Origin of the sequence: Erythrobacter neustonensis, from assembly GCF_001663175.1 — a bacterium.
Taxonomy (GTDB): Bacteria; Pseudomonadota; Alphaproteobacteria; order Sphingomonadales; family Sphingomonadaceae; genus Erythrobacter; species Erythrobacter neustonensis.
This window is the reverse complement of record NZ_CP016033.1, coordinates 1702244-1721906: the sequence shown is the minus strand read 5'-3', so window position 1 is coordinate 1721906 and position 19663 is coordinate 1702244. Positions and strand designations below refer to the sequence as shown.

16 protein-coding genes and 1 tRNA gene are annotated in these 19663 nt (G+C 61.5%); 11 read left to right on the top strand and 6 right to left on the bottom strand.

Going from position 1 to position 19663, the window contains the following annotated elements:
* Positions 1–302 precede the first annotated feature (302 nt).
* From A9D12_RS14685 to A9D12_RS14885, 8 genes are all read left to right on the top strand, one after another.
* Positions 303–1040 (top strand): hypothetical protein, encoded by a 738-nt coding sequence (locus A9D12_RS14685; protein WP_156522836.1) that lies wholly within the window; start codon positions 303–305, stop codon positions 1038–1040.
* A 373-nt stretch (positions 1041–1413) separates the two neighbouring features.
* Positions 1414–3234, top strand: coding sequence for a type I restriction-modification system subunit M (locus tag A9D12_RS07995; protein ID WP_068350806.1), 1821 nt, complete (start codon positions 1414–1416; stop codon positions 3232–3234).
* Positions 3231–4577, top strand: coding sequence for a restriction endonuclease subunit S (locus A9D12_RS14680; protein ID WP_156522835.1), 1347 nt, complete (start codon positions 3231–3233; stop codon positions 4575–4577). The genes A9D12_RS07995 and A9D12_RS14680 overlap by 4 nt, the downstream gene beginning before the upstream one ends.
* On the top strand, positions 4574–4933 hold the full coding sequence (locus A9D12_RS07985; RefSeq protein WP_082925462.1) for a hypothetical protein: 360 nt from the start codon (positions 4574–4576) through the stop codon (positions 4931–4933). The genes A9D12_RS14680 and A9D12_RS07985 overlap by 4 nt, the downstream gene beginning before the upstream one ends.
* Entirely contained in the window at positions 4933–5460 is a 528-nt protein-coding gene (locus A9D12_RS07980) for a hypothetical protein (protein ID WP_068350805.1), read from the top strand. The genes A9D12_RS07985 and A9D12_RS07980 overlap by 1 nt, the downstream gene beginning before the upstream one ends.
* Positions 5460–6566 carry a DUF4268 domain-containing protein gene (locus tag A9D12_RS07975; RefSeq protein ID WP_068350804.1) on the top strand — a complete coding sequence of 369 codons (1107 nt, stop codon included), beginning with the start codon at positions 5460–5462 and terminating at the stop codon, positions 6564–6566. Before A9D12_RS07980 ends, A9D12_RS07975 begins: the two co-directional genes overlap by 1 nt.
* Before the next feature lie 5 nt (positions 6567–6571).
* Complete coding sequence (locus A9D12_RS07970; protein WP_068350803.1) at positions 6572–9661, top strand: type I restriction endonuclease subunit R; 3090 nt, start codon at positions 6572–6574, stop codon at positions 9659–9661.
* 10 nt (positions 9662–9671) lie between these two features.
* Positions 9672–10460, top strand: a complete 789-nt coding sequence (locus A9D12_RS14885) for a helix-turn-helix transcriptional regulator (RefSeq protein ID WP_068350802.1) — start codon at positions 9672–9674, stop codon at positions 10458–10460.
* On the opposite strand, the gene A9D12_RS07960 is transcribed toward A9D12_RS14885, so the two are convergent.
* Positions 10457–11770, bottom strand: a complete 1314-nt coding sequence (locus A9D12_RS07960; RefSeq protein WP_068350801.1) for a tyrosine-type recombinase/integrase — start codon at positions 11768–11770, stop codon at positions 10457–10459. The genes A9D12_RS14885 and A9D12_RS07960 overlap by 4 nt on opposite strands.
* Positions 11771–11929: 159 nt before the next feature.
* A tRNA-Ser gene (locus tag A9D12_RS07955) sits at positions 11930–12020 on the bottom strand.
* Positions 12021–12560: 540 nt separating this feature from the next.
* Here A9D12_RS07955 and A9D12_RS07950 point away from each other — a divergent pair.
* Positions 12561–13649, top strand: coding sequence for a peptidylprolyl isomerase (locus A9D12_RS07950; RefSeq protein WP_068350800.1), 1089 nt, complete (start codon positions 12561–12563; stop codon positions 13647–13649).
* On the opposite strand, the gene A9D12_RS07945 is transcribed toward A9D12_RS07950, so the two are convergent.
* Both A9D12_RS07945 and A9D12_RS07940 read right to left on the bottom strand, forming a co-directional pair.
* Positions 13646–14005, bottom strand: coding sequence for a VOC family protein (locus A9D12_RS07945; protein WP_068350799.1), 360 nt, complete (start codon positions 14003–14005; stop codon positions 13646–13648). The genes A9D12_RS07950 and A9D12_RS07945 overlap by 4 nt on opposite strands.
* Position 14006: 1 nt before the next feature.
* Positions 14007–16097, bottom strand: coding sequence for a RelA/SpoT family protein (locus tag A9D12_RS07940; protein WP_068350798.1), 2091 nt, complete (start codon positions 16095–16097; stop codon positions 14007–14009).
* Between the two features lie 133 nt (positions 16098–16230).
* On the opposite strand from A9D12_RS07940, the gene A9D12_RS07935 reads away from it, so the two are divergent.
* Positions 16231–17139, top strand: coding sequence for a glycoside hydrolase family 16 protein (locus A9D12_RS07935; RefSeq protein WP_068350797.1), 909 nt, complete (start codon positions 16231–16233; stop codon positions 17137–17139).
* A gap of 25 nt (positions 17140–17164) precedes the next feature.
* Here A9D12_RS07935 and hemF read toward each other — a convergent pair whose 3' ends face one another.
* Positions 17165–18022 (bottom strand): oxygen-dependent coproporphyrinogen oxidase, encoded by an 858-nt coding sequence (gene hemF / locus A9D12_RS07930; RefSeq protein WP_068350796.1) that lies wholly within the window; start codon positions 18020–18022, stop codon positions 17165–17167.
* 126 nt (positions 18023–18148) lie between these two features.
* Here hemF and pdeM point away from each other — a divergent pair, with 126 nt between their 5' ends.
* Positions 18149–18844 carry a ligase-associated DNA damage response endonuclease PdeM gene (gene pdeM / locus A9D12_RS07925; RefSeq protein ID WP_231889573.1) on the top strand — a complete coding sequence of 232 codons (696 nt, stop codon included), beginning with the start codon at positions 18149–18151 and terminating at the stop codon, positions 18842–18844.
* Here pdeM and A9D12_RS07920 read toward each other — a convergent pair.
* Complete coding sequence (locus A9D12_RS07920; RefSeq protein WP_068350795.1) at positions 18841–19554, bottom strand: helix-turn-helix domain-containing protein; 714 nt, start codon at positions 19552–19554, stop codon at positions 18841–18843. The genes pdeM and A9D12_RS07920 overlap by 4 nt on opposite strands.
* Between the last annotated feature and the right edge of the window lie 109 nt (positions 19555–19663).

Sequence of the window (19663 nt, the reverse complement as noted above, 5' to 3'; positions counted from 1 at the left end):
TCTATGACGAAGTTTCTGACACCGTCATGCAAACCACGCGTCGCTGGAGACGAGGCATAAAACGAGCAATTGCTCAAATTTTTTAAGCAATTGCTCAAAGCATCTACGCACATCCGGTTGAAAAAATAATTGATGAACAATCCGGTTTAGATCTTTTCGATAGCCTTCCTTACATCAAAAAACTGCTCCATAATAAGACAAGTTACTTTTTTGTCTATCTGGTCGCTTGGTGCTGCAGCTCGCAAATCCTACTAGCACACAAGTCCGAAGCCAAGAACAAATGCCCAAGGGTAGGTTTAGAAATGAAGATGAAGCATCCCCAGAAAGCGAAGCGAGCTAATGAATACATATCGTTGCATGCGGCTCGCAATCTCCACCACGGATCGCGTGTATGTGAAATCATCGGAACAGATCTCTCTCGATGGCGTCAGCCAAAAGCTAACATCAGCACTGGAATCGCCCTGAATGTCTTTGTGACCATAAATTACTCATTGAGCGAAAGCGGTATCGATAATTTTGACAAGCTTAGAAACGAAAGGTTTTGCCGTTGGCTTCGCACTAGAAGCGAGAAGATCGGACGTAAGATTATTCCCTCTTATAAATATGTAAGGGAAGGACTTCACGTGCATTGGGTAGTTCATATACCAGAAGAGCTTTATGAGGAATTCTGCGACCTAGTTCCTAGGTGGGTAACAAGTCTCGATGACAAAGCAAAGCTTCAAAGAAAATCTTCAAAAAATCATCATCAATCACCGAAGGGTTGCGTCGATATACAAAAGGTCAGATCTTCCCTTGCTGTCCGTCGATATATGCTCAAAGGAATCAATCCGGAGCACGCAGGCCGATTTGGTATTCGGAACCCCGAACCTCAGGGTGTAGTCTACGGTAGGCGCTCCGGGGTCAGTCGAAGCCTTTGCCAATCGGCTCGCAAAAAGATGGGTTACAAGCCCTTTCCCGTGCCCAGCAAGCGAGGCAACGGCAAGGTAATTGGCATAGCGTCCAGCAACTACGATGGCTTCCATCCACCAAGCGCACCGTAGAGTGGCTGGTGCGTGCAAAAGTTTGGGACACGTTTAGCCGAGCGAGGCGTCAATCACCACTGAAGGCACTTTAAGGCGCTTCGTTCTGCATACGAGGTAAACGTAGGTTCCGCTTTATTTGGCCGAACGATCGGCGGGTGGTCGATTTCGCGTGCGTCCATACTCGGGCATGAATTATCTACGTTACCTTCGTGATCGACGTCTACTGCTCTCTCGGGGGGGGGATGTGCCGGCGTCGCACCAGATTGTTCCCACCGCGGCAAGAGACGGTCTGCTGGTCTATTCTTGATCGCAGACGCGCGCTGGCGTCCCATTCCGCCCTTGCCCCGGTTCGCTGGCTGCGGCACTAACTGCCTCGAGCAAGGGAAATATCGTGAACCATCAATCGCTTTCGGCATTCATCTGGTCCGTCGCAGATCTGCTGCGTGGGGATTACAGGCAATCGGAATACGGGCGAGTTATCCTGCCCTTCACGGTGCTCCGGCGGCTTGATTGCGTGCTTGCTCCTACCAAGCCTGCCGTGGTCGAAGCCGCGGGCAAGAACCTCCCCGATCCCATGCTCACGCGGGCATCGGGCACCACATTCTTCAACCGCAGCCCGCTCGATCTTGTCAAGCTGATCGGTGATCAAGACAACATTGCCACCAATCTGCTCAGTTACATTCAGGGCTTCTCGCCCGAGGTGCGCGACATCTTCGAGCAGTTCGAGTTCGCCGCCCAGATTGATCGCCTTGCCAAGAATGGCCTGCTCTACCAAGTAACCGAACGCTTTGCGGGGATCGACCTCCACCCGGATCGGGTCGACAACAACCAGATGGGCCTCGTGTTTGAGGAGCTGATCCGCAAGTTCGCCGAAATCTCGAACGAAACCGCCGGGGAGCATTTCACCCCTCGTGAAGTGATCCGGCTGATGGTCAACCTCATCTTCGTCGAGGATGATGATGTGCTGTCCAAGCCCAGCGTCGTGCGCTCGATCTACGACCCCACGGCAGGCACCGGCGGCATGCTGTCGATCGCGGGCGAATACCTGCACGAGCACAATCCCAAGGCGCAGCTCACGATGTCGGGGCAGGAGCTGAACCCCGAATCCTACGCCATCTGCAAGGCGGACATGCTCATCAAGGGGCAGGACATCGCCCGTATTGTGCAGGGCAACACCCTGTCGGATGACGGGCACCCGGCGCAGACCTTCGACTATATGCTCTCCAACCCGCCCTTCGGTGTGGAATGGAAGAAGGTGCAGAAGGAGGTGCAGGATGAGCACCAGCGGCTCGGGCACGCCGGTCGCTTCGGCCCTGGCTTGCCACGTGTTTCGGATGGCTCGCTGCTGTTCCTCATGCACCTGCTGTCGAAGATGCGCCCCCATGCCGAGGGTGGCTGCCGCTTCGGCATCGTCCTCAACGGCTCGCCCCTGTTCACAGGCGGGGCGGGCAGCGGGGAGAGCGAGATCCGCCGCTATGTGCTGGAGAACGATCTGGTCGAGGCGATCATCGCCCTGCCCACCGACATGTTCTACAACACCGGCATCGCCACCTATGTCTGGGTGCTGTCCAACAAGAAACCCGCCGCACGCTCTGGCAAGGTGCAGCTGATCGACGCCAGCAGCTTCTGGCAGAAGATGCGCAAGTCCTTGGGCTCCAAGCGCAAGCAGATGAGCGACGATCAGATCGCCGAGGTCACGCAGCTGTTCGGGGCCTTTGTCGAGGCGGAACTGGCAACGGTGCTGGATGCGAGCGGCAAGGAGATCGCCCGCCATGTGGTGCGCGCCGGGGAAACACTGCCAACGGCACCGGAGGGCGGCAAGGTCAGGATCGCCCCGCTCTCCCGGATCTTCGACAACAAGAGCTTTGGCTATCGCACCATCACGGTGGAGCGGCCCTTGCGCGATGAGGCGGGCAAGATCGTGCTCGGCCAGCGCGGCAAGGCCAAGGGCAAGCCGCAGGCGGACAGCGCTTTGCGGGATACCGAGAACGTACCGCTGTCGGAGGATGTTGCCGCCTATTTCGAGCGCGAGGTGAAGCCCCACGCGCCGGACGCATGGATCGATCACGACAAGACCAAGATCGGCTATGAAATCCCCTTCAACCGGCATTTCTATGTCTTCGAGCCACCGCGCCCGCTGGCCGAGATCGATTCTGACCTCGCCGAGGTGACTGCGCGCATTCAGGGGATGCTCAAGGAGCTGGCGGCGTGAGCTTTCCCGCCTACCCTGAATACAAGGATAGCGGGGCGCAGTGGCTCGGGCAAATCCCAAGCGGGTGGGCTTCCATCCCGTTCGGCGCGCTCTTCCGCAGGACAAAGCGCACTGGGTTCGCGGGCGAGGAATTGCTATCGGTCTACCGGGACTACGGCGTCATTCGGAAGTCCGACCGAGACGACAACTTCAACAACGCCTCCGACGACCTGTCCACCTATCAGCTTGTCGAACCCGGCGACCTCGCCATGAACAAGATGAAGGCATGGCAGGGCTCGCTTGGCATCTCATCCCATCGCGGCATCGTCAGCCCGGCATACTTCGTGTTCTCGCCAAGACGCGAGTTCCACCCACCGTTCCTACACTACCTCCTCCGATCGCCGCCCTATGCTGCTGGGTATATGACGATCTCAAAGGGTATTCGGATCAACCAGTGGGACGTTGATCCTGATCACCTGTCGTCGCTGCCAGTGATGTTTCCCAGCCTCGATGAACAAGCCGCCATCGCCGCCCTCCTCGACCGGGAGACGGCCAAGATCGACGCGCTGGTGGCCGAACAGGAGCGCTTGATCGCGCTGCTCAAGGAAAAGCGCCAGGCAGTCATCTCTCACGCCGTCACCAAGGGCCTCAACCCCCACGCCCCCATGAAGGACAGCGGCATCGAATGGCTCGGCGAGATCCCGGCGCACTGGAGTGTCCGCCCAATCAAAAAGATGGCCACGCTGGAAAGCGGACACACCCCGAGCAGATCCAGGCCGGAATACTGGGTGGAGCAGGAATGCAAGATCCCGTGGGTGACGACGGGGGACGTGAAGCAACTACGCGACGGAAGGACGACCTACCTTCACACGACTGCGGTGAAGATCAGCTCGCTCGGTCTGGCGAACTCCTCGGCGCGGTTGCTGCCCAAGGACACAGTCTTTCTTTCCCGCACAGCATCGGTGGGCTTCAGCGGGATCATGGCCGATGACATGGCGGTGTCACAGGATTTCGCGGCTTGGATCTGTGGTGACGAGTTGCTCCCCGCCTATCTGCTGTTCTGCCTTCGCTCGATGTCATCAGTGTTCGCAAGCTTGATGATCGGCTCGACCCACAAGACCATCTACATGCCCGACATCGAGGCATTGGTAATACCGCACCCGCCAGTCGAAGAGCAGCAGCGCATCGTAGACTCCATTCTGAGCGGCAAGGAAGCATCGGAAGATCTTCTAGACAGCTGCCAAGCCGCCATCACCCTCCTGCAAGAGCGCCGCGCGGCGCTGATCTCCGCCGCCGTCACCGGCAAGATCTACGTGCGCGGGCTGGTCGATGCCCCTGCCACCGCCGAACTAGAGGCTGTATGACTGCGGAAAGCGGCGAAACTAGCCTCGAAGCAACCGTCATCAAAGGCGGCAGCGCCAAATGGTGGCTGCTCGGCACCGGCGCATTCCTCACGCTGTTCTACACCTTCTGCGGCCTCTACACCGTGCAACCCATCGGTGCCCTCCCCGAAGGCGCCACAGCCATTGTATGGCGCGAAAGCGGCGAACCCTTCTTCAATTCAGCGGATGCGCTCTGCCTCGAACGGACAGGCGGCGTATCGCTGATGTGCCGCGGCATGTCTATGGCGCAGGCTCCCACCGATCGCAGCATCCTGCGCCTGCCCTACCTACACTTCGCCTATACCATGAGCACTGGCGGACAGGAGTTCGAAAAGTAATGGACGTGGAGAAGATCATAGAGGGTCTGCCGCGCAGAACGCCCGAACAGCGCAAGCAAATGCGTCTCAACGCCATTGAACAATCGGAAAGCGCCGATCCCAAGAAGGCAGCCGAAGCGCAGCAGTTCCTGTCTGCTCTCGCCGAGATGGAGGCCACCGAGCACGCAGAGCTGATCGCCGAAGTGGCGGGCATGGAACCGGCGGCACGGGTCATCAAGGCATTCAAGGCCGAGCCGATGACCGACACCGAGCAAAAGCTGATCCAGGTTCTGCTGGACAACCCGCACTCGACATCCGGGGAACTGACCGAGAAGATCGGCTGGAAAGGCATGAGCTGGCACCTGCACTTCGGCACCATGTGCGCCAATCGCGGGGTCTATCTCGGCCAACCGCCCAAGGCGACGACGCCGAACGGCAAATTCTACACCGGCATTCTGGCCGACTTCGACAATGCCACAAGCCGCTTCACCATGAAGCCGGATGTGGCCGCCGCTTTTGCGCAGCTGGGGCTGAAGGGGAAACACTGATGCCGATCTATGCGCTGACCGAGAACGAGCTGGTGCCGGTATCGGCGACCAGCTTCAGCGCCGAAAACATCCATGAGCGGCGACACATCCAGCAGTTGTTGAAGGCCAACATCAGCGTGCTCGACCCCGGCCTGATGGTCATCGCCGAAGAGTTCGGCGACTGGGTGGACAGCTCGCGGCGGATCGACCTGCTGTGCATCGACACCGATGCCAACCTCGTCGTCGTCGAATTGAAGCGAACCGAGGATGGCGGCCACATGGAGCTTCAGGCGCTGCGCTATGCGGCGATGATCTCCGCCATGACCTTCGAACAGCTGGTCGAGACCTATGCCCGCTACCTGAACCCCGGGCAGCCGGATCATGACGATGCTCTGACCGGGGTCCTGCAATTCCTCGGCTGGGATAGCCCGAACGAAGACCAGTTCGGTCAGGATACGCGGATCATTCTCGCCTCGGCGAATTTCAGCCGGGAGCTGACCACCACGGTTCTGTGGCTGCGTGACCGCAACATCGACGTCCGCTGTGTGCGGCTTCAGCCCTACAGGCTCGCCGATGGCCGCGTGCTGCTGGATGTGCAGCAACTTATACCGCTGCCCGAAACGGCAAGCTTCCAGACTCGTATCGGCGTGAAGCGGCAAGCGGAGCGCCGGGAGCGCACGGAGCGTCACGACCAGAGGATGCAGTTCTGGTCGGAACTGGTCGCCCGCCCCGATGCGACGCACCATGGGCACATAACGCCGGGCATTTATTCATGGATTGGAACATCGGCTGGCGTGCGCGGGATCGGCCTCAACCTCTCCGTCAGGAAGCAGGACTGCCAAGCAGAGATTTACATCGACCGTGGGAGAGGCGCCGACGACGACAATCTGGCGATCTTCGATCAGCTGTTCGCCCAGCGCGAGCAGATCGAAACAGCGTTCGGCGGCGAGCTGCGCTGGCAGCGCCTCGAAAACTCCCGCGCTTGCCGGATAGCCGCGCCCTGCCCCGGAGGTTGGCAATCGCCAGAGGAAGACTGGGATCACATCCATCAGGAGCTGCTGGCGACGTGTGACGGGCTGCACAATGCGATCGCGCCCTATCTCCAACGCCTGACGATCAAGGGCTAACCAGCATGAGCCTGCACAGGGAAATCAGCTTCGAAAACGAGATCTGCGGGCACCTTGGTGCGGCAGGCTGGATTTATGAAGATGGGGCAGCCGCGCGCTATGATCGCGGGCGGGCGCTGTTTCCGGAAGACCTGCGTGAGTGGCTGAAAGACACGCAGCCCAAGGTATGGGAGTCGCTGGAGAAGGCGCATGGGGCAGCGGCGCTCGACGTGCTAGGCGACCGCCTGCGCAAGCAGTTGGATGATCGTGGTACACTCGATGTCCTGCGCCATGGGTTGGAGCTGATCGGTGTTCGCGGGCTGGTCAGCCTTGCCCAGTTTGCCCCGGCATCGGGCATGAACCCGGAGATCATCTCGCGGTATCAGGCAAACCGGGTGCGGGTGATCCGGCAGCTGCGCTATTCTCGCTCGAACGAGAACAGCATCGATCTGGGGCTGTTCCTGAATGGCATTCCTGTCGCCACCGCCGAGCTGAAGACCGATTTCACCCAGAGCATCGGCGATGCGATCGACCAATACAAGTTCAACCGGAACCCCAAGAACGAACCCCTGCTGACCTTCGCGCGCGGAGCTTTGGTGCACTTTGCGGTGTCGAACCGCGAAGTGATGATGACCACCAAGCTGGAGGGCGGCAAGACGCGCTTCCTGCCCTTCAACCAGGGCAATGACGGCGGCGCTGGCAATCCGGTGAGCCAGACCGGCCATGCAACGGCCTATCTGTGGGAAGAGGTCTGGCAGCGTGACAGCTGGCTGGAGCTTATCGGCCGTTACATGATCGCCCGACGCGACAAGAAGAAGCAGATCAGCACGGTGATCTTCCCGCGCTATCACCAGCTAGATGCCACGCGGAAGTTGCGGCAACAGGTGCGCATTGAGGGCGCTGGCGGTCGGTTCCTGATCCAGCACAGCGCCGGATCAGGGAAGACTAATTCAATTGCCTGGACCGCCCACTTCCTCGCCGACCTTCACGACGAGAACGACAAGAAGCTGTTTTCCAGCGTGATCGTGGTCTCTGACCGCAATGTCATCGACGCCCAGCTTCAGGAAGCGCTGTTCGAATTCGAGCGGACTAAGGGCGTGGTGGCGACCGTTACCAGCGACAGCGGCAGCAAGAGCGCTGCGCTCGCCGATGCGCTTGATGCGGGCAAGAAAATCATTGTCTGCACCATGCAAACCTTCCCCTTCGCGCTGGAAGCAGTCCGCGAACGGGCGGCGACCGATGGCAAGAAGTTCGCCGTGATCGCGGACGAGGCGCACAGCAGCCAGGCAGGCGTGACAGCCTCCAAGCTCAAGGCGGTCCTGTCGCCTGAAGAGGTCGCGGACCTTGGCGATGGCGGGGAAGTGAGCGCCGAGGATATTCTCGCAGCCCAGATGTCGGCGCGTGCCGCCGAAGATGTCGTGACCTATGTCGCCTTCACCGCAACGCCCAAGACCAAGACCATGGAACTGTTCGGGCGTCGACCCAACCCGCACACACCAGCAGGCGAGACCAATAAGCCAGCGCCCTTCCACGTCTATTCGATGCGGCAGGCGATTGAGGAAGGCTTCATCCTCGATATCCTGAAGAACTACACCCCCTACAGTCTGGCGTTTAAACTGGCGAGCGAGTCCGAAGCGTGGGATGAGCTAGAGGTCGAGCGCAGCACCGCCGTCAAAGGCATCATGCGCTGGGTGCGCCTCCACCCCTACAACATCGCGCAGAAGGTGCAGATCGTGGTCGAGCACTTCCGCGAAAATGTAGCTCCCCTGCTCGATGGCCAGGCCAAGGCGATGGTTGTGTTGGGAAGCCGTCTGGAAGCTGTGCGCTGGCAGATCGCCGTAGAGAACTACATCAAGTCGCAGGGCTATCGCATGCGGACGCTTGTGGCCTTCTCCGGCGAGGTGAATGACCCGGATAACAAGGGCGAAACCTTCACCGAGGCCAGTGCCAGACTTAATCCCGGCTTGAACGGGCGCGACATCCGCGCTGCCTTCACCGACGATGATTGCAAGCTGCTGCTGGTGGCCAACAAGTTCCAGACCGGCTTCGATCAGCCTCTGCTGTGCGGGATGTATATTGATCGCCGCCTTGCCGGTATCCAGGCGGTCCAGACGCTATCGCGCCTCAACCGCGCCCACCCCGGCAAGGACACGACCTACATCCTCGATTTCGTGAACAGCTCCGAGGAAGTCATCGCGGCGTTCCGGCAGTATTACGAAACCGCCGAGATCGAGGCGGCGACCGATCCCAATCTGGTCTATGACCTGCGCCAGAAGCTGGATAGCCAAGGCTACTATGACCAGTTCGAAGTGGATCGGCTTGTGGCGGTCGAACTCGACCCCATTGCCACGCAAGGCCAACTCGTTGCGGCGATTGAGCCGATCGCCCAGCGCATGCTCACGCTTTTCAACAATGCGCGCGATCGTCACGAGGCAGCCTCCGAACGCAAGGATATGACGGCGGCGGGCGATGCCAAGGAGGAGATGGATGCGCTGCTGCAGGCGCGCGGCGATATGGCGGCGTTCATTCGCATCTACGCCTTCCTGTCGCAGATCTTCGATTATGGCAGCACCGAGATCGAGAAGCGTTACCTGTTCTTCAAGCGGTTGGTCCCGCTGCTCCAGTTTGGGCGGGAGCGCGAAACCGTCGATCTATCTGGCGTCAAGCTGACCCACCACAGCTTGAAGGATCAGGGCGCGCGCCAATTGCACCTGAACAAAGATCCGGTCCATCTCCCGGCCATCACCGGGGTGGGGTCGGGAGCTGTCCAAGAAAAGGAAAAGGCGTTGCTCGCCGAGATCATCGCCAAGGTGAACGACCTGTTCGAGGGCGAGCTTACCGATGGGGATCAACTGATCTACGTAAACAACGTCATCAAGGGCAAGCTGCTTGAATCTGAGGAGCTACGGGCGCAAGCCATGAACAACAGCAAGACACAGTTCGCCAATTCTCCCACGCTCGCAGAGGAACTGGTCAACGCCATTATCGATGCCATGACCGCGCACGAGACAATGAGCCGCCAAGCCTTGAGCTCAGCGAAGGTGCGGGAGGGCCTGCGCGATGTGCTATTGGGCCCAGGTCAGCTTTACGAGGAGCTGCGCAAAACCGTGCAGTAAGGAATATGCTATGACTGCGCCAATCGAACCTTGGTCCCCCTACGGCGGCGGTGACCCGATCGTCTCGGCAGGAAGACGCACTCTCGTCTCGGCGTTCGGTGACCTTGTGCGTTGTCAGGCGGGATTCGAGCCGAATGAACTCACGGATATTTTTTCCGCTCCGGCGGATGAGGGCGAAAACGATGTATGTCGCCATCTAGTCCGAGAGGACGCGATTTTCCTGACCATGCAGTTCGTAAACGGAAGACTTTCCTCCTCCGCTCGGCCTCTAGGCGGGGGCGAGCTAACGGCGATCCCGGCTGCACATTGGGAGATAGATGATCCGTTGCCGCGCTTTGCCATCGGCGTGTTCAACGCGACCGAATGGGCAGATGCCGATGCCCCGGCGACCCACCGGATATTCGTGGATGCGAAGGAATTCGAGGAATGGCTTGCTGGCCTTAAATCCCCCGGGCCGCTCAGCGACCGGGAACTGGAAGAAGTAATAAACCCACGACTGCGGGCGGCTCGGGCGATCGCCGCACGGCGCGTGAAGCCTATGATCGATCCAAATGGAGAAGAGGCCGCTGCTGTTGTGCCCCCGTCCCTGTCGCAGGCCTTAAGGGCCGGCGACGAATATCTTACGCGCCCACAGGTCGAGGCATTGGTTAAGCTCAAGCGTAGTTCGATCTACACCAAAATCAAGGAAGACGGGTTCCCCGACAAAATCCTACTCGGCGGTCGGGCCGTCTGGCGTAAGAGCGCAGTGATCGCTTGGGTCGAAGAGAAAGCAGCCCAAGGCCGATGGCCGAAGCGCTAGCGGGGCTTGCGCCTCGGGCTGTCAATAACTTCGAGAGGTGATAGTGCGCCTTCCATGATCATATCGGCCCAACGTTGCGCAAGTTCACGCCGCCGATCAATATAGCGTGCGCGGTTATATCGCAGCTCGGTTGCGCTCATGCCCGCGGGCGCGTGAGCTAACATCAGATCGATGATCAACCGGTCGCCAAGCAGTCGCAGGTCAGTGCCCAATTCACGTTCGGCCTGCTCGTTCATGATGGTCGAAAAGCTCGAACGCCAGCCATGCGGTACATGGCGCCCCTTATAGCCCTCGCGGTTGTAAAGGTAACCGATCGCATTCTCGGTCATCGCCACAGTGCCCGCACGTGCATTAGGGAACACGAATGGGACCTTGCCGGTCAGAAGGCGAACTGCCCGCAATGTCTCGACGGCCTGCTGCGACAAGGGGATCTTGTGGTCAAACGCCTCGTCGCTGCGCAGGTGCAGCTCCTGCTTGATCTTGCCGGCAGGCACCGTCCAGAGCGCCTCGCTGACATCCGCCACGGGATTGCCCCAGTCGACACCGCTGATCTCGCGCCATTCCATATGGCGGACCATGCCAGGGCGCTGGGCTGTGAGCGCAAGAAACCGGCCCGCGAGCCGAGTCACAGGTGACGCACCCGCCCGGTCGATGTCGCCGAGCATCCGCCTGATTGCCTCAACCTCCAGCAAAGCGGGATAGCGCTTTGAGGGCGGCAGTGGCGCGAGCGCATCGTTGATATCGTTTGCGGGGTTCTCGAGCCCAGCGCCATGCGCGTTCACGTAGCGATAGATGGCAGCAACCCGCTGTTTGACCCGGCGGGCGGTCTCGATCGACCCGCGTGCCTCGATCTTCTTCAGCACCGAAAGCAGCAGCGGCTTATCGATCGCGCCCATCGGCATAGTGCCCAGATGCGGAAAGATGTCCCGCTCAAGGCTGGTGATCACATCATCGGCGTGAACCGGTTTCCACCTCGGCTTCTGGACCGCGTGCCATTCTCGGGCTGCTTGTTCAAAGGCTTGGAAGGTGCCGCTATCGCCTACCAGCTTTGCCCGCTTGGCAGAAACTCGTGGGTCGCGGCCCTCTCGCAGCAGCTTGCGAGCATCGTTGCGCTTCTCACGCGCCTCGGCGAGCGAAACGTCTGGATAGGTGCCCAAGGTAAGAAGCTGTTCCTTGCCCTCGCTCCGGTATTTGAAGCGCCACGATTTGTGATTCTTCGGCGAGACATGCAGGAAGAGCCCGCCGCTATCGGACACCTTGTAAGCCTTGTCCTTGGCTGTTGCGGCGCGAACCGCCTTGTCCGTAAGCATCCGATACCCCCAACCGCTAGAGTTCCATGTCCCCAATCTACCCCGATATGCATCTGGCTAAGGTTGAATTGGGTTGGAGCGGATTGGACGGCAAAGCCCTGTATTGTAAAGGGCCAGCAAGGATCTCTGGTGAATTTTGGACTGGCTTGGAGGGGTCGGTGGCGGAGCAGGAGGGATTCGAACCCTCGATACGCTTTTGACGTATACACACTTTCCAGGCGTGCGCCTTCGACCACTCGGCCACTGCTCCGATGCCCCCGGCGGCGCGGCCGGATCGCTGCGGCAAGGCGGCGATGCGGGTGCGTTGTGAGGCAAGCGTGGGCCGATAGCGGCGAATGCCCGGCTTCGCAAGGCGGCGCGGCGCGGCATGGGTGCGATTTGTCCGCGCCTTTTGCGCAGCGCGGCGCGGCAGCCGTCTTGCTTGGGACGCGTCCCTACAGCAGCGCCGCGTCTGCCCCCCCGCAAAACTGCGGGACGAAGGCCGTCAAACAGGGGTCTGGCGCAGGTTTGCGGGGGGTCAGGCGGGGGTCTGAAAGAGGCTAAAGGGGGTCTGGAAGGGGTCTGAAAGCGCCTGAAACACGCGCCGGGTTGTAGGTTTCACACGTGATTTTCGGCAGAAGTGCGCGGGTTTTCGGCGCGGCAACCGATGTTTCACGCAGCGGCACAGCGCACCGCCTGCCGATCAGCCTGTGCCCCATTCTAAGCCAACGACCGATTTGTAGGAAAGCCCCGCCATCGGTGCGCAAAAACCACGCTGGCGGCAGCGCGGCGGGCGTGGCAGACAGGGCGCATGATCAAGGCCATCCTCGCCGCATCGGCGGCACTCGCGCTGACGTTCCCGCTTGCGGCTGAGGAGGCCGCAAAGCTTGCCCACCCCGCCCCGTCCGAGATCGTCGCCGCTGCCCCGGCCGCGGACTGGACCGCGATCCCGGCGGAAGACCTGCTGGTCATGACCCTCGCGCCGGACGCCGAGGGCAGACCGCGCACCGTGGTGATCCAGCTAATGCCCGCGCCTTTCTCTGAAGGCTGGGTCCACAACATCCGCCTGTTCGCGCGCGCCAAGTGGTATGACGGCATTTCGGTGAACCGGGTGCAGGACAATTACGTCACCCAGTGGGGCGACCCCAATTACGACAACCCGGAAGCGACGGGTCAGGTGAAGCCCTTGCCCGAGGGGCTGAAGGTGATGGGGGAGGCGGAGTACCTTACTGCGGGCGAGCCGTTTAGGGCCTTTGCTCAAAGGAATTTGGAACTCGCCAAGCGGCGCGTCGCTGTTGATGCTGCCAACACGCGAACCCTAGCATCTGCGACAGAACTGACACGCGCCGGGAAGCCCGCTATTGGCATCGCAGTTCCTTTGCCTCCGATGGTGCTCATTCAGAAAGACAGCTATGCCCCCGGCGCGACTTTCGAGAAAGGATGGCCCGTGGGCGTGGGACAGGAGAGCCTTTGGCCCACCCACTGCTACGGCATGGTCGGCGTCGGCCGGAACTATTCCCCTGACACCGGATCGGGCGCGGAACTTTATACCGTGATCGGCCATGCCCCGCGCCATCTTGATCGCAACATCGCGCTGGTGGGCCGGGTGATCGAGGGGATGCAGCACCTCTCATCACTGCCGCGCGGATCGGGCGATCTGGGGTTCTACACCGCCGCAGAGGCCGCCAAGCGCACCCCGATTGTCAGTGTAAGGGTGGCCAGCGACCTGCCGAAGGCTGAGCAACCGCGGTTCGAATACCTTTCAACCGACAGCACAACCTTCGCGGCCTATGCCAATGCGATCGCCAACCGCCGCGATCCGTTCTTTATCGCGCCTGCAGGCGGCGCAGATGTCTGCAATATCCGCGTGCCGGTGCGGCGGGCGGCTGAGGCGGGCTAGAGCCGCTCCATCAGTTCGATCCGGTTGCCGAAGGGGTCTTGGGTGAAGAACCGGGCATAGCCTTCGACCGGCTTGTCTTCGCGGATCGGATAGCCATCGGCTTCCAGCCGGCTGCGCAAACTGGCAAGGTCATCGACCAGAAATGCCGGGTGCGCCTTGGCAGCGGCACGGAAATCGGGATCGACACCAATATGCAGCATCGCCGATTTACCGGCGAACCAGCAGCCACTGGGCGACAGGTTGGAAGGCTTGGGCACTTCGGTCATCCCGAGCAGCCCGGCGTAGAATTCGCGCGCGCGGTCTTCCCCGCCTGCCGGAATGGCAAGCTGGACATGATCGAGCCCGACAACCGCCACGCTACTGCCGTTCCGCCTGCGCCACCGCGTCGCTGGCGCGCAGCGCGGAGACGATGCGGTTCAAATGCGCGACGTTTTCGACCTCGACCTCGACATCATAGGTGACGAAGGGCGGGTCGATATGCGCCTGCATCAGCGTGATGATGTTCGCCTTGTTCTGCGCAAAGATCCCCGCCATTTCCGCGAGCGTCCCCAGCCGGTCGTAGATCGTCACCGACAGCTTGCCCGTCGCACCGCTCGACTGCTTGCCCCAGGCAAGATCGATCCAGTCGGTATCGACCCCGCTGGCCAGTTCGAGGCAGTCGATCGCGTGCACCAGCACCGGTTCGCCCTTGCGGCGGATGCCGACGATGCGGTCGCCCGGCACCGGATGGCAGCACGTTGCAAGCTCGAAGGCGACCCCGGGGGTGAGGCCGCGGATCGAGATTGCGCGTTCGCGTCGCTCCCACTGCTCGTCCTCGGCAAGGTCGGCGGTGCAGCCGGGGACGAGCGCTTCCATCACCTCGCGGTCGTCGATCTTGGCTGCGCCGATCGCGTACATCAGGTCGTCGGGCTCCTCCATCCCGAGCCGCTCGGCCGCTTCGCGGATCGCTTTCTTGCCGATCCGGGCCGGAACGCGCGCGGCGATCTCGTCGAACAGCTTGGCGCCGATCGCGGCAACCTCGTCGCGTTCCTTCATCCGCACCGCGCGGCGGATCGCCGCGCGCGCCTTGCCGGTGACGACAAAGGCGAGCCACGAGAGAAGCGGGGATGCGTGCGGGTTCTTGATGATCTCGACCACGTCGCCGTTCGCCAGCGGGGTGCGCAGCGGCATGTGCCGCCCGTTGATCTTCACGCCCGCGGTCTGGAGGCCCAGATTGGTGTGCACCGCAAAGGCGAAATCGACCGCAGTCGCGCCCTTGGGCAACTGGAACAGCGCGCCCTTGGGGGTGAAGGCGAAGATGCGATCCTGATAGATCGCCATGCGCGTGTGTTCGAGCAGTTCCTCGGCATCGTGGCTGGCATCGACGATTTCGATGAGATCGCGCAGCCAGCCTACTTCGCCATCGGGCTTGTCGCCCTGCTTGTAGGCCCAGTGCGCCGCGAGACCGAATTCGTTGGTGCGGTGCATTTCACGCGTCCGCACCTGCACTTCGACCCGCATCGAATTTTCGAACAACAGCGCGGTGTGCAAGGAACGATAGCCGTTCGATTTGGGCGTGGAGATGTAATCCTTGAACTTGCCTTGCAGGAACTGCCAGGTGGTGTGGAGGATGCCGAGCGCGCGGTAGCAGTCCTCCTCGGTCTCTGCGATCACGCGGAAGGCCATGATGTCGGTCACCTGTTCGAAGCTGACATGGCGTTCGGACATCTTGTGCCAGATCGAATAGGGGTGCTTTTCGCGGCCGTAGACCTCGACCTTGAGGCCCGCTTCGGCCAGCCGCTGCTTGATCTTCAGCGCGATGTCGTCGACCTGCCCGCCATCCTGCGAGCGCAATTGTTCCAGCCGCGCGGTGATCGTGGCGTGGGCTTCGGGTTCGAGCTCGCGGAAGGCCAGCGCCTGCATCTCGTGCATGTATTCATACATGCCCACGCGCTCTGCCAGCGGGGCGTAGATATCCATCGTCTCGCGCGCGATCCGCAGCCGCTTTTCGGGCTTCTTGATGAAGTGGAGCGTGCGCATGTTGTGCAGCCGGTCGGCAAGCTTGACCAGCAGCACGCGGATATCTTCCGACATCGCGAGCAGGAACTTGCGCAGGTTTTCGGCCGCCCGCTCGTTCTCGGGCATGGCCTCGATCTTGGACAGCTTGGTGACCCCGTCGACCAGTCGCGCCACCTCGGGGCCGAAATGGGCCTCGATATCGTCGATCGTGGCGAGCGTATCCTCGACCGTGTCGTGCAGCAGCGCGGTGATGATCGTCGCCTGATCGAGTTTCAGGTCGGTCATCAGCCCCGCGACTTCGACCGGGTGGCTGAAATAGGGGTCGCCGCTCGCGCGCTTTTGCGTGCCGTGCTTCTGGACGGTGTAGACATAGGCGCGGTTGAGCATCGCCTCATCGGCATCCGGATCGTAATCGAGGACCTTTTCGACAAGTTCGTACTGGCGCAGCATGGGTGAGAATATGTGGCCCCGGCAGCCTGCGGGCAAGCGGCATCTGCACCTGCGGCACGTTTCGGCAGCGCCGGGCTGGCGTGACCGTCACACTCTGCTAACGTTCTCAAAACTGCCGAGAGGGATTTTGACCATGCGCCTTGCGATCACCCGCCCCGCGATTGCCGCCGCCTTGCTGCTTGCCGGTGGCTGTGCCTCGGCCCAGCCCCCCGCCCCGCAATCAGCGGCGCCCCCTCTCCCACCCGAGCGCGCGGTCGTCTTTGCCGACGAATTCGACGGCGGCGTGCTCGACCGGGCCAAGTGGAATGTGGTCGGCATGGATTTCTGGGTGAACAACGAACAGCAGGCCTACGTCGACAGCCCCGACACGATCCAGTTCGCCCGCGTCGACGGCGCCGAGGACGGCGCGCTGGTGCTGCGCCCGGTCTATCGCCCCGGGGTCGATACCCGCAAGGACCGCAAGGCCGATTTCATCGCGGGCCGAATCCATTCTGCGGGCAAGGCCGAATTCACCTATGGCCGGATCGAGGCGCGGATCAAAATGCCCGATGCCGAAGGGGTGTGGCCCGCGTTCTGGATGCTGGGCGGCGGCGCGTGGCCCGACACGGGCGAGATCGACATCATGGAATATGTCGGCGAAAAGGACTGGATCGGGGTCGCGCTCCACGGGCCGGGCTATTCGGGCGAAACCCCGCTGGTGAACAAGTTCACCTTCGACCCCGGCACCGATGCGACCGATTGGCACACCTATGCGGTCGAATGGACCAGGGACGCGCTGCTGTTCGAAGTCGACGGGCGGCTGACCTACCGCGTCACCCGGCCGATGGTCGAGAATTACGGCAATTGGCGCTTCGACAATCCCAAGCACCTGATCCTCAATTTCGCGCTGGGCGGGGCCTATCCGTTCAAGACCGGCGGCATCGCCAAGCCATACAACGGCGTGCCGCAGGCGACGGTCGACCAGATCAAGGCGGGCAAGGTGGCGATGTATGTCGACTGGGTGCGGGTCTATGCCCCGCTCCCCGACACCGCCGCCCCCTGAACCGGCTCGCGACCAGGTGGCGCGCTTATGACCAGGTGGCTCTGGGCGGCAGGCTCATCAAAATCGCGTCGATATTGCCGCCGGTCTTCAGCCCAAAGATCGTGCCGCGGTCATAGACGAGGTTGAACTCGGCATAGCGGCCGCGGTATTCGAACATCTGCGCCTCGTCGGCGGCATCGAAGGGCGTGTGCATCCGCTTCCTCACGATCGCCGGGAAGGATGCGAGGAACTGCCTGCCGATGTCCTGAATGAAGGCGAAGTTCGCTTCCCAGCTGGCATCGTCGGTGCATTCCAGATGGTCGCAGAACAGCCCCCCCACCCCGCGCCCAACCTTGCGGTGCGGGATGTAGAAATATTCCTCCGCCCACTTCGAATAGCGGTCGTAATAATCTGCGCCGTGCGGATCGCAGGCCGCGCGCATCGCGTTATGGAAGGCGTGCGTGTCCTCGGCATAGGGCAGCGGCGGGTTCAGGTCCGCCCCGCCGCCGAACCACGCCTTGGTGGTGGTGAGGAAGCGCGTGTTCATGTGGACCGCGGGCACATGTGGGTTGGTCATGTGCGCGACGAGGCTGATCCCGGTGGCGACAAAGCCCGGTGCCTCCGCGCTCGCCCCGTTGATCGAGCCTGCAAATTCCTTGGCGAAGCTGCCGCGCACGGTGGAGATATTGACCCCGACCTTTTCGAACACCTTGCCCTTCATCAACCCCTGCGTGCCGCCGCCGGGATCGGGATTGCCCTCTTCTTCACGGTTCCATTGGGTGTACCGGAACGCCGCATCCGAACCCGCCTCGCGCTCGATCGCCTCGAATTCGGCGCAGATCTGGTTGCGCAGGTCTTCGAACCACGCGCGCGCGCGCATCGTGTAAGGTGTCCAGTCGGTCATACATCCCCATCCGTCAGATTGGCGCGCACCATAGGGCCTGGGGCGCCCCGCACAAGATGGGCCCGGCATTTCAAGATGGTTGCCAAGCGCCCGGTTTGGCGGCAGGGAACCGGCATGGTTCCCGCTATGTTCGCATCTTTCGCCTTTGCCGGGCACGAAATGGCGCTTGGCCCCGCGCGCGCGCTCTACTGGCCGGCCGAACGCGCGCTGCTGGTTGCCGATCTGCATCTTGAGAAAGCCAGCTGGTTTGCGCAGCGCGGGTCGATGCTGCCGCCCTATGACAGCCGCGACACGCTCGAGCGGCTGGCACAGGCAGTCAAGGCAACGGGCGCGCGGCGCATCATCACGCTGGGCGACAATTTCCATGATGATGCGGGCGCGCACAGGCTGGATGCGCATTGCACCGGGATGCTCGAAGCGCTCACCCGTTCGCTCGACTGGGTGTGGATCACCGGCAACCACGACGAGGCGCTGCCCAAGGGTTTCGGCGGGACGATCGTGCCCGAGCTTGAAGTAGGCGGGGTGATCCTGCGCCACGAAGCGCGCCGCGGCGAGACCGCGCCCGAAATGTCGGGGCACTTTCACCCCAAGCTGCGCGTCAACGTGCGCAATCGCCACATCGCACGGCCCTGTGCAGTGATGGGCCGCAGCGCCAGCGGGGCGGAGCGGATGATCCTCCCCGCGTTCGGCACGCTGACCGGCGGGCTCGATGCAGGCCATCCCGAAATCCTCGGCGCGCTGCAACCTGCGCGCCGGATCGAGGCGCTCATGCCCGCCGCTGGGCGCATCGCGCGCTTTCCGCTGTGGCAGGCGGCGGCCTAGACCTCGGCGTCCATCAGCGCGGAGCCCACCGCGATCACGCCCTCGCGCGTCAGGCTCACCAGTGTCACACGCTTGTCTGTCTGCGAAGGTTCGCGCTCGATCAATGATGCGGCCTCTAGCCGGTCCATTATCCGCAAGGCGGTGGTATCGGGCGCGCCCGAGGCGATTGCGAGGCTTTTGGTGGATACTCGCGCTCCGCCAGCGAACTGGATGAACAATTCAAGCAGCATCTCCCAGGCCGGTTCGCCAAACCATTCAGCCGCCAGATGGCGTCTGCGTCGATGCGCGGTCGCTCTCATCGCTGCTGCCACCTGCGCCAACCGCAGCGAATCCCGCTCGATCCTGCCCTCTTTGGTTAGCCAATTAGAGCTCGAATGAAGTTCGCCGGCACCCCGGTTGTCGCCTATTGCGTCTGCGAGCTTTAACAGCGTCAATCCCAATTGCCGCATCTGTCCGGCGGAGATCTGGCCCGTAAGTGCATCGAGCGCAAGATCGGGCGGAATGGACGATTGTTTTGGAAGTATCGGCTCTCCGTCGGGACCCTGCCAATTTTCGGCGAGCGTGATGAAATCGTCGGCAATACCATCATTGGCCCCAAGGCCGAGGCGGTTACTTGCAGTGGGTATGACCCCCGCCGTTTCTGGACACAGCTTCGATGCCGACGAAGTCTTCTGATGATTCTTGCGGCCCGCGGCGTGGAAAAAACTCATATCGCTTCCCCCAAGGCTGTCAGCTCCAAGCTGGCTTGGCGGGGTGGCGGAAATCCCTTTCGTCACCCTCGTTGCCTAACCGATGAACACGCTGTTAGTTCCTTGAAAT